The 10,219-nt window shown below is 36.8% G+C and carries 8 protein-coding genes; 4 read left to right on the top strand and 4 right to left on the bottom strand.

Annotated features, from left to right (window positions below; all coding sequences use genetic code 11):
• Nucleotides 1-54 precede the first annotated feature (54 nt).
• The gene (locus tag H5119_RS15200; protein ID WP_182702858.1) at nucleotides 55-2,280 is read right to left on the bottom strand and encodes a S9 family peptidase; all 2,226 of its coding nucleotides are present in this window, start codon (nucleotides 2,278-2,280) and stop codon (nucleotides 55-57) included.
• A gap of 112 nt (nucleotides 2,281-2,392) precedes the next feature.
• Between H5119_RS15200 and H5119_RS15195 the strand changes: the two genes are divergently transcribed.
• Both H5119_RS15195 and H5119_RS15190 read left to right on the top strand, forming a co-directional pair.
• Nucleotides 2,393-2,791 carry an HIT domain-containing protein gene (locus H5119_RS15195; protein ID WP_182702857.1) on the top strand — a complete coding sequence of 133 codons (399 nt, stop codon included), beginning with the start codon at nucleotides 2,393-2,395 and terminating at the stop codon, nucleotides 2,789-2,791.
• A gap of 30 nt (nucleotides 2,792-2,821) precedes the next feature.
• Nucleotides 2,822-3,355 carry a fused DSP-PTPase phosphatase/NAD kinase-like protein gene (locus H5119_RS15190; protein WP_182702856.1) on the top strand — a complete coding sequence of 178 codons (534 nt, stop codon included), beginning with the start codon at nucleotides 2,822-2,824 and terminating at the stop codon, nucleotides 3,353-3,355.
• Nucleotides 3,356-3,571: 216 nt separating this feature from the next.
• Here H5119_RS15190 and H5119_RS15185 read toward each other — a convergent pair whose 3' ends face one another.
• Nucleotides 3,572-5,278: a dipeptidyl-peptidase 3 family protein gene (locus tag H5119_RS15185; protein ID WP_182702855.1), complete on the bottom strand. Its 1,707-nt coding sequence runs from the start codon at nucleotides 5,276-5,278 to the stop codon at nucleotides 3,572-3,574.
• A gap of 295 nt (nucleotides 5,279-5,573) precedes the next feature.
• Between H5119_RS15185 and H5119_RS15180 the strand changes: the two genes are divergently transcribed.
• Nucleotides 5,574-6,413 (top strand): HDOD domain-containing protein, encoded by an 840-nt coding sequence (locus H5119_RS15180; RefSeq protein WP_077535903.1) that lies wholly within the window; start codon nucleotides 5,574-5,576, stop codon nucleotides 6,411-6,413.
• 262 nt (nucleotides 6,414-6,675) lie between these two features.
• Here H5119_RS15180 and rdgC read toward each other — a convergent pair whose 3' ends face one another.
• Both rdgC and H5119_RS15170 read right to left on the bottom strand, forming a co-directional pair.
• Nucleotides 6,676-7,593: a recombination-associated protein RdgC gene (rdgC, locus tag H5119_RS15175; protein ID WP_182702854.1), complete on the bottom strand. Its 918-nt coding sequence runs from the start codon at nucleotides 7,591-7,593 to the stop codon at nucleotides 6,676-6,678.
• A gap of 84 nt (nucleotides 7,594-7,677) precedes the next feature.
• A complete protein-coding gene (locus H5119_RS15170) occupies nucleotides 7,678-9,444 on the bottom strand; it encodes a sensor histidine kinase (protein ID WP_182702853.1) in 1,767 nt (588 codons plus the stop codon).
• Between the two features lie 363 nt (nucleotides 9,445-9,807).
• On the opposite strand from H5119_RS15170, the gene H5119_RS15165 reads away from it, so the two are divergent.
• Nucleotides 9,808-10,173, top strand: a complete 366-nt coding sequence (locus tag H5119_RS15165) for a response regulator (protein WP_182702852.1) — start codon at nucleotides 9,808-9,810, stop codon at nucleotides 10,171-10,173.
• Nucleotides 10,174-10,219: the final 46 nt, after the last annotated feature.

The raw sequence follows: 10,219 nt of genomic DNA, 5'->3' as shown, positions 1-10,219 counted from the left end.
TTCAAATTTTCAAATTTTCAAATTTTCAAATTTTCAAATTTTCAAATTTTTCAGTTATTCAACATCAAAATGACGATTAAAGAAATTTGTAATGGTTTTATGTAAATGTGTTTGCACTTGCTTACCGCGTAAGCTGTGTTTAGAGCCTGGGTAGGTCATCATTTCAAACTGCTTTTCGTTATCTTGCAATTGTTTAAATAGCTTTGTGGCATGGGTAAATAAAACGTTATCGTCAGCCATACCGTGGTAGATCATTAATGGGCCTTTTAAGCCGTCTGTATATGGAAAAACAGCACTGGCTTCATAGCCTTTTGCGTTTGTGTCAGGGTGCCCTAAATAGCGCTCAGTGTAGTGCGTATCATACAATGCCCAATCGGTTACTGGAGCACCCGATACACCGGCTTTAAAGTAATCGCCCGCTTTAAACATTGTCATAAGCGCCATGTAACCACCGTAACTATGACCATATATGCCAATACGTTCTGGATCTACATAGTCAAGTGTGCGTAAAAACTCTACGCCCTTAATTTGATCGGCAACTTCCACTACACCAAGGTGTTTATAAATAGCATCTTCAAACTTTTTACCACGGTTGTACGAACCACGGTTGTCCAGTTGAAAAATTACATAACCTTGCTGCGCCATGTACTGAAAATACAAATTTTTACTACGCCAGCTATTCGTAACACGTTGCGCATGCGGGCCGCCGTATACGTTAACAATAACAGGATGTTTTTTACCATCAGTGATGTTACTAGGTTTGAATAAACGGTAATGCATAACTTGGCCATCATTGGCTTTAATTGTGCCGTATTCTGGTTTTGTTAAATCGTTTAAATAAGGGGTAAGCGGGTGGTTGCTATCAAGCTTGTTTTCTTCAAGCCATGTAATAAATTCGCCGTTTACTTTGCGAAGCGCTGCAGAGTTTGGTTTATTATCAGACGAGCTATTATCGATAAAGGTTTTGCTGTCTTTTGCGAGCACAACATTATGGTACTGACCTTTTTCGGTGATACGTTTTGTATTACCTTTTTTAAATAAAGAGGCGCTGTATAAGTGGCTTTCAAGAGGCGTGTCTTTACGGGCAGCAAAGTAAACAATGCCTTTGTTTTCATCAATGCCTTTTAAGCTATCAACAGCCCAATCACCAGAGGTAATTTGGCGAACGAGTTGACCGTTTGTGCGATACAGGTATAGGTGTTTAAAACCGTTGCGCTCAGACGCCCATACAAAGTGTTTTTTGTCCTTTAAAAATTCAAGGTCAAAATGTAGGTTAATCCACGTTTCACTATTTTCAGTCAGTGCTACTTTTTGTGTTTTAGTTTCGCTGTTATAAAAACGAAGCTCTAATTTATCTTGCGAGCGATTTTGCCATTGGTACGACAATGTATTGCCGTCTTTTAGCCATTTAGCACGTGCAATATAAATGTCTTCGTCTTTACCTAAATCAATCCAATCTACTTGTTGATCGTTTAGCTTAACAACACCAAGTTGAATTTTTACGTTATCGGTACCTGTAAACGGGTAGCGTTGATTGAATAATTTCACTTCATCAGCGTAAATTTCGTTACGGATAGCTTCTTTTACGGGTGTTTCATCAACACGGGTATAAGCAATTTTAGTTTCGTCCCCAGACCACCAGTAGCCCGTCATACGGCTCATTTCTTCTTGTGCAACAAATTCGGCCATGCCGTTTTTAATTACACCGCCGCCATCTTTACTAAGCTGAATTTCTTTACCTGAATCAAGCTCTAAAGCGAATAGGTTTTGCTCACGAATAAACGAAACATAATTCCCTTTAGGTGAAAAGCGTGCATCGGTTTCAAATGTTTCAGTATCGGTTAACTTTTTACTTTTAGCAGAGGCTAAATCGTAATAGTAAAGGTCGCCGTTCAGTGGAAATAACAGTGCGCTGCCATCTTTAGACCATTTATATTCAAGTATGCCTTTACCAAAAATACGTTGGCGTTCGCGGCGCGCTTTTTCTTCATCGGATAAGTTTTCTGGGCCTGAAAATAACTTTGCCGAATCAACCAATATACGGTTAGTGTTATCTTTTAGGTTGTATTCCCATAAGTCATAGCGGTTATAGTCATCGCTCTTACCTTGTAAATAAGTTACGCGGCTACCATCAGGAGAAAATTTAAGTTGTACAGGGGATTTACCCGACAAGCTCGGATCGTCAAAAATACGCTCCAGCGATAAAGGTTTTGCTTGAACACTAATAGCGCCAACTATTAGTGGCAGAGCCAGTGAAAGATGTTTTATTTTTTTTAGCACAAGGTTGCCTTAGCTTATTATAAATAGTGCTTTGAATGGTAAAGCCAAGCGTGTGCAACTGCAACTAAATGCTATAAAGTAGCCATTATTAAAGACTAAGTAGGACATAACCATGACTAACACTGTATTCGAATTAGCGCCGGAGCTTAAACGTGATTGTATCGAGCTTGCCAACTGGCCATTGTGTAAAGTGCTTTTATTAAACGACAGCCAGTACCCATGGTTTGTATTAGTGCCTAGGCAGCCTAATTTAAAAGAGATTATTGATTTATCTGAAGCTGATCAAATTGTGTATTTAAAAGAGTCAGCAAAACTCAGTAAGCTACTAATAAAAGTTTTTAACCCCGATAAGCTAAATGTAGCGGCTTTGGGTAATATGGTGCCGCAATTACATATTCATCACATAGCACGTTTTAAAAGCGATAAGGCATGGCCTGCGCCTGTATGGGGCAAATTTTCTGCTGTCCTTTATACTGATGAGCAAATAGTAAAATTAAAAACCTATTTTTAATAGCGGTTAATAATATAAATGAGGAATAAAATGAAGCTAATCAATCAACTTTGTACGGGTTTATTTATTGTCGCGTTATCAGGTGGGTACTTTGCTGTTGCAACTGAGCAGCCAGTTAACGCTGAAATTATTAAAAAGACAGCTATAAAAAATTTAGTCGAACATAGCAATCATGTTTACTCGGCGGCACAACCTAGCGCTGAGCAGATTAAGTTGCTATCGCAAGCGGGTGTAAAGCATGTCATAAACTTACGCTCCTTTAGTGAACAAACGTGGGATGAAGGTGAGTTTGTACGATCTCTAGGAATGAACTATCACGCATTACCGATCGCAGGTGCGCAGGATGTTACAGTTGAAAATGCGCGTAATTTAATAAACTTACTTAATGAGTTTAAGGGTGAATCGATTTTAGTGCATTGTGCAAGCAGTAATCGAGTTGGGGCATTGATGGCAATTTCTGCACATGAGCAGGGTCTTGATGTAGAGGCTGCGCTTGATAAAGGAAGGCACTGGGGTATGAAAAGCCTAGAGCCTGTAGTGCGCGAAGTGGTAAACGATAAATAATACCAATTTTCTTAAAACATGATCATTCTAGCGTATTAAATAACTCACTAACTACGTTAAAAATTATTTATATAGAACAACTATGTATCATAATTTTAGCCTTGCTATTGCGCTATTTTCTTATCGCTATAATAGATCACTAATTTAATGCAATTAGTATAATAAAAAAGCGTTACAGTGTTTGCTGTAACGCTCTTAAATTATCACCGTGCTAGGTTATTTTAAACCTAGTACCTCTTTACCTTGTTTAAACGTAACATCTACAGGAATATTTGCTTGGCTTAATTTTTCTAAGTCTTTAGCAAGTTCTTCTTTAATGCCGCCATGAGTTGCAATTAGCTGATCAACTTTTTCGTAATCGCCATCACCTTGTAAGGTTAAAATTAGACGAGAAAGCTTAGCCATTGCCATACTCATTTTTTCCATATTTACGTGGTATAAACCCGCTTCATTTTTAGAAAAAGCGCCTTCTTGAGCAAAAAAGTTAAAGCGGATCATATTTGCTTTACCATGTGCACTTGATGCACCAAAGCGCACAGAACGAAATATGCCCGCCATGAAGGTCGTGTAATAATCTTCAATAGTTCCTTCTGTAATTTCGCCCTTTTTAAGTAATTGCTCAATCATGTACAGGCCTAAAATATCGGCTTTGCCTTCTTCAAGCGCACTTGCATGCTCTTGTAGTGATTGGCGAACAGTTCCTTTGTCGGTAATCGTATTTTTGATGCCTAAACCATGCGCTACTTCATGAAACATAGTGTTGGCAAAAAACGCATCAAAAGTAATATGTTTACGTTGCTCAGAAACAATAAGCTGCTCTGAAATTGGCACTAAAATTTTGTCAAACTTAGCACGCATTGCGTTTTTAAGTTGTAGACGACGAGTCCCTTTTTCTAGCTGAACTTGCTCATCGTTTGGTAGATTAATGGCAATTGTTTTACTGCCTGCGTTGGAATGGCCAGCATAATAAACAACATCATATGCATTTAGGTCGGCATCAGAGCCTGGCACTTCTTGTTTGTATTTAGCATCTACAGGTAAGTCTTTTTGCAGCTCAGGTAAAAAGGCTGCAAATTTAGCTAACCGTTCACTCCACTTTAAATCTTTAATTAACACATAGGATTCATAAGCAGCGCGGTAACCAAACAATTGATCTTCATAAGTTTCTATAGGGCCAATAACCACATCAATAGGGTTATTCTTCATGTCCATCCAAGCAAAATCAGAATTTTGGAAATCATCTTTTTGCAAGGCATCGGCACGTAGGTTTAGGTAACTTGCAAATTCTTTATCATCAGCAAGTTTACTTGCTTCGCGAAGAAGGTCCGCTGCTTTTGCAAGCTCAACAGCATATTCTTTAGAATAAGGGACACTGTAAAGTTTGCCTTGCTCATCACGCTTAATAACTGAGTAAAGCCCCGTTTTATCTTTAACGTTTGCGTTGTTTAACTCTTCTTTAGTTATGTCGGCAGGGTAAAACTGCGCACCAAGTGGCTTTTCTTTATATCCTGATAAAAACGCTTCATCACCATTTAAACGATCCCATGGGCCGTAGTTAATATCTGCAAATAGGCGTATTTTTTCATCGTTTAATTTAGCTAAAAAAGTATCTTTACTCTCACCAAATGCTTGTTTCCAAAATAACTCATCCATTATTTTTGAAGCATCAATAAGTTTCACAAGCATCGCTTTTTGGTTATCACTTAAATGTGATAAATCGCTTTTTAGGCTAAAGTCGGTATAGATATCTAAACGCTGTTTGTCTGCGTTAATAAGCGCTGGAGCCATTTGCTTATCTGCAGCACTGGTTAGTTTTTCTGTTTTTGCTGTGGTGTTGGTTGATGAGGGGGCTTGCTCTGAACATGCACTAAGAAAAACAACGCCAGAGAGTATAATTGCTTGGCTAATTTTATTTAAGATCATTATGTTGCCTGTTAAAAAAGTAAATTTAATAATGTGTGAGCGCTAATAAAATAAAAAAAAGTATGTACGCTTCCCTATTGTGATGCATTAAAGCAAAACTAAATGGCAAATAGCAAGTATTAGGCGTTGTATGGTTAATTGTGCAGATGAAAAGAGGTGAATAAAATAAATATCTATAATTTCCTTAACTTTAACGGTAAGTTAGATAATACTTATTGTATTACCACTGCTATAAAAATTAATTGTCGAGGCTTGCAGTTATATTATAACTAAAGAACAAAAGGATGACCGCTCTATGTCTACAGAAAATGCACTATTAACGATTTTAGTCGATAGAATAAATAACGATACGCTTGTTTTACCTACGTTGCCAGAAGTGGCCGTTAAAGTTAGGCAGGCTGCTGATAACCCTGAAGTAAATTTAACTAAAATGTCAGATGTTATTTCACAGGACCCTGCTTTATCTGCCCGTATGATTAAAGTTGCAAATAGCGCCATAATGGGCCGTTCAGTGAAAGTATCTAATTTACATCAAGCTGTAACCCGCATTGGATTGCGTCAAATTAAAAATATCGTAACAGCTATGGCTATGGAGCAGTTATTCGTTTCAAACAATGAGTTGATCAAAGGGTACATGGGTAAAGCGTGGCAAAAAACGTTAACAGTCGCCTGTCATTCAATTTCATTAATGGAGTTTTATTTACTAAACAATAAACATACTTCATTAAATCGTGATTCAATTACGTTAGCAGCGCTTGTTTATAATATTGGTGTTTTGCCTATTTTGACTGAAGCTGAACGCCATCCAGAAGTTTTTGCTAACCCTAGCTTTTTAGCGCATGCAATTCAAAAACTCAGTGGCAAAGTCGGTTCTTCTATAATGAGTGCATGGGAGTTTCCTGATGAGTTTTCTGACGTTGCATTGAGCTGGGCCGATCCTGCGTATAAACCAGAAAAAATCAGTTATGTAGATTTTATTCGAATTGGTGCCATATTAGAGGGAACACTGCAGGTTTCGGATAAATCTGCTGCGTTACAAGTGTATATTGATAAAGGTGTTATCTCATCAATGCAGTTATTTTCTAGCGATGAATATAACGATATGCTCGATGACGTAAAAGAAATGTTTAGTTAACCTGAACTCTGGTTAAGAGATTTACTAATGTATTGAATCATGTTGATATTTAAACTTATTTTCTCTAGCCAGAGATTTTCAGTGAAAACAAGGCGAATTTACGCGTCAATAGCGGGCCTATTGCAAGTAAATTCAACGCAGTTAGCGCTGAAAATAGCTGCTCGAGATAGATTTATTATCCAGAGTTCAGGTTAGTTAACCTTAGTAAATTGAGCGCATTAAAAAAGCACGATTAAATCGTGCTTTTTTAATGTTCAACTGGTTATGGTTTAACTAAATCGTCAGCATCACCTAAACCTTGTGTAAGTTCTTCTAGGAGCTGTTTTATCTCTTCTGATGAGAGAATGAAATCAGCGTCTAGTTTTACAGCCATATCTTCTTTAGGGATATCTGCATTTTCTTCTTTTAACGTTTCTGAATAGCTTAAACGCTTAATAGAACCGTCGTTTTGCAGCATGAACTTAACGCGCTCTTGCCAATCAAGTGCAAGTTTAGTGACGCGTTTACCACTTTCAAGATGCGATTTTACTTCATCACACGATAGGTCATGGCCTTTAAGCTTAACTTGTGCGCCGCTGTCATCTGCTTCTTCAAGCTCAGCGTCAGAACCTATAGCAAAACCTTCTGGCGTACTGAAGTTAGTTAACCAATCAGTTAAAAATACATCTAAGTCGTAATTAGCAAAAGCAGGAACTACAGGAAGTGTTCCTAACGATTTACGCAGTAGCGCAAGTAGTTCTTCAGCTTTATTAAAACTGCCACTGTTTACTACTACCCAGCCATTTTCTTGATCAATGAATGCAAACTGTAGGCTCGATTTTTTAAATGCTTGTGGAAGAAGGGCATGAAGGATATTTTCTTTCAATTCATCTTTTTCTTTTTTCTTTACAGGGCGATTTTCTTCAGCTTCAATTAAATCGACTTTTTCAGCAACAAGTTCGTTGATAACTGATGCAGGGAGAACCTTTTCTTCACGCTTGGCGCAAACTAAAATACTTTTTTGTGAAAAATGCGATAGCGTATCACCGTGCTTTCCAAATGCCTTCGTCCAGCCAAATGTAGAGAGCTCTTGGCCTGTACATGGACGAAATAAATCTTGCTCTAATGCTTTATCGAAATCTTCTTGAGTGTACGAAACATCTTGTTTAAAGCGGTAACAAATAAGGTTACTAAACCACATGGGGATTGATCCATTTGAAAAATTTGTTCAATCATAACAATAAAATCAGTATCTCGAAATGACTGATTTTATTGTTATGACGATTTAATCTTGATTAAATATAGGCAAAGGCTTTTGCATGTTTTTGGGGAATTTAATTACATAACTTAAACCTTCTCCAGTATTACTGGAGGCTTCAATTGAACCGCTTAAAGTTTGCTTTACTAGATTGAGCATAATGTGAGTACCAAGCCCACTACCGCCCTGATCTCGCTTAGTTGTAAAAAATGGATTAAATAGTTTTTCGAGTTGCTCGCTCGTTACTCCATTACCATTATCTTTATAATTAATGATTAAATCGGTTTCGTTGCTGGTTATGTTTATATCTATGATACCGTTGTTTTTCCCTTCGAAACCATGAATCAGCGAGTTCATGATTAAATTAGTGAAAATTTGACTTATAGCGCCTGCAGGTAAATTTAAGATTAGATCCTCAGGACACGCGAGCTTAATTGAGTGCGCTGTTTTTTTTAATTGTGGGTGAAGCGAGCGAATAACCTCATTGATGTAATCTTTAAAATTAATCGTTCTGATTGCTTCACTTGCCTGATCAACTGCAATTTGTTTAAAGCTGGCTATTAATTCAGACGCTCTGTCTAGGTTTGTCGTTAGCAAGCTGGTACTTTGTTTCGCATCGTTAATAAAGTTTTCGAGCACTTTAGGTGAAAGAGTTTTTTCTTTATAAGCAACATCTATCTGATTTAGGCGCTCTTGTAAAAACGATATAGCAGTTACTCCAATACCGATTGGGGTGTTAATGTCGTGAGTTATCCCTGCAACGAGCCCGCCAAGTGCAGCCATTTTTTCTGTGCCAAGTAAGCGCTCTTGAGCAAGACTTAATTCTTCTACATAACGCTCTAATTCAGTTTGTTTTGTTAATAGTTCAAGCTCAGTGCTGCGGCGTAAATCGATTTCATCGGTGAGGACAATTTTTTGTTTTTCGAGCTCGTATTTTTGTTGTTGCAAATCCATCATAGCTTGGCTTAAGTTTGATGTTTTGCGAGCTACATCTTGTTCTAATTGAACATTGTGTTGATCTAGTTTTTCATTACTAATAATGAGCTCTTTTTGTGCGAGCTCTAACTCTTTGCGATATTGAACTACTTTATCGATAAGTCTATTGAATGATTTTTCCATAACTTTGAGTTCGTTATGCTCATCGGTTTCAATTTCAATATGTTCACCTTCGAGTTCATCAAGTTCTAAGTTTTCTATTTGATCGGTTAGTTGGGCTAAGGGATCTGTAAGCAGCTTTCTAAAAGCCATTAAAAAGAGAATAATTAAAAAAGTGGTTTTAATCATTGCATTGCCAATTAAAAAGTAAATTGACACCATAATGCGGCTAAAAACAACTTCTCTACTAGAAAAAAGCGTTACGTCACCAACTTGAGTTGCGCGTCCTGAAAATTCAAAAATAAGCGGGAAGGTATACCCAAATAAACCAGATTTAGTGTCTTCAAGAATAACTTCTTCTTGTACCAATTGTTGGCTATATAGTTTGTGTATATCGAGAGAGCGACCAAGTTGCGAGATTATTTCACCACTATCATCGCGCACAATTATGCCTTCAATCATAGGGATCGCTAATAGCCCCTCAGCAGTTGTGATGGTTTGTTTGGTATTTAATTCCCAAATTGCTCTAGTTAAACTGCGGCTAAAGGTTTTTTGTAACGTTGCTAATTCGTCTCTAATATAATCTTTAGTATTGACGTACTCAGCAATAACTTGCCCGCAAGTGACCACAAATGTCAGCAAAAAATAGACTGATAGCACGCTAGTCAATAACTTTTTAGAAAGGCTTTGTTGTAACATGAGTGTTCAGTTATTCCTTTGTTTAGACTATATTTATTTAGTTAGTTAAAAGTTAGTCAATAAATGCTTAAAAATACATAAAACATTTAATTTTCTTGCCTTTTATATTCTAGTTAACCTTTAATTTACTATAGATAAAGCTTGTAATGGATTAACTATTTATTTTAATCTACAAATTATTTTATTTTTAAGTATATACAAGCAACTAGTTACACTAACATAAACGTAACAAATATAAACTTTATATAAAAGAGTTAACGTTACTTTGTTGCTTATAGCGGTACTGACACGTAGGATGCTAAGTATTGCTATGGATAGCTCCTCATTAACAACTTTAATTATGTTCACTCAGTAGTAAAAACTATGAATTTTTCTATTTTGGTATGTGACGATTCAACCGTCGCACGTAAACAGGTCATTAGGTGTCTGCAACAGTGTATTGATGTAGATATTCAACAGGCTGTAAATGGTGCAAAAGCCATTGAGCTATTTAAAACGAATAATTTTGATTTATTGTGTTTAGATTTAACTATGCCAGAAGTGGATGGTGTCCAAGTACTTGAACATATAAAAGCAAATAAAATAGAGTGCTTTGTACTTGTTATCTCTGCTGATATTCAAGAAAAAATGAAGCAGCGAGTGACTCAATTGGGTGCAATTGATTTTGTGAATAAACCCATAGATAAAAATAGGATGAATGAGATACTGCATAAATTTGGCATTCATTGAGCCTTTTTTTGTCAAAAAAGGCTGTTTTATCTTTTAATTTAGGGTT

This window comes from Pseudoalteromonas sp. SG45-5 (assembly GCF_014164085.1).
Taxonomy (GTDB): Bacteria; Pseudomonadota; Gammaproteobacteria; order Enterobacterales; family Alteromonadaceae; genus Pseudoalteromonas; species Pseudoalteromonas aliena.
This window is presented reverse-complemented; position numbering and strand designations above follow the sequence as displayed.